The following is a 491-nucleotide window of genomic DNA, read 5'->3' as shown; positions in this document are numbered from 1 at the left end:
GGCAGCCCGACCCGAGAGGGTCTAGTTTTAATATTTAGCGGAGCACTAACAATGATCCAGATGCAAAGTACACTTGACGCAGCAGATAACTCTGGCGCGCGCAAGGTAATGTGTATTAAGGTTCTGGGTGGCTCTCACCGCCGTTATGCACATATCGGTGACGTCATCAAGGTTACAGTGAAGGAAGCGATTCCTCGCGGTAAAGTAAAGAAAGGTGATGTTCTGAAGGCGGTAGTAGTGCGCACCCGTAAAGGCGTTCGTCGCCCAGACGGTTCTGTCATTCGCTTCGACAGTAATGCTTGTGTATTGTTAAATGACACTACTGAGCAACCAGTCGGCACACGTATCTTTGGTCCTGTGACTCGTGAACTTCGTAACGCGAAATTCATGAAGATTGTATCACTTGCACCTGAAGTTCTGTAAGGAGCGGCAACATGGCAGCTAAAATCCGTCGTAATGACGAAGTAATCATTCTTGCTGGTAAAGATAAA

At 47.5% G+C, this 491-nt stretch carries 1 protein-coding gene; it reads left to right on the top strand.

All coding sequences use genetic code 11. From position 1 onward, the window contains the following. Positions 1-51 precede the first annotated feature (51 nt). The gene (gene rplN, locus AB4496_RS27925; protein WP_004736740.1) at positions 52-423 is read left to right on the top strand and encodes a 50S ribosomal protein L14; all 372 of its coding nucleotides are present in this window, start codon (positions 52-54) and stop codon (positions 421-423) included. The last annotated feature ends 68 nt before the right edge of the window (positions 424-491 follow it).

The sequence above is a fragment of the Vibrio sp. 10N.222.46.A1 genome (assembly GCF_041473595.1).
In the GTDB taxonomy this organism is placed as follows: Bacteria; Pseudomonadota; Gammaproteobacteria; order Enterobacterales; family Vibrionaceae; genus Vibrio; species Vibrio tasmaniensis_A.
Note: the sequence above shows the minus strand (reverse complement) of the source record. Positions and strands in the feature narration are given on the sequence as shown.

Excerpts from the sequence above, each read along its gene's own strand:
- rplN (WP_004736740.1), top strand. The coding sequence starts at position 52 with ATGATCCAGATGCAAAGTACACTTGACGCAGCAGATAACTCTGGCGCG.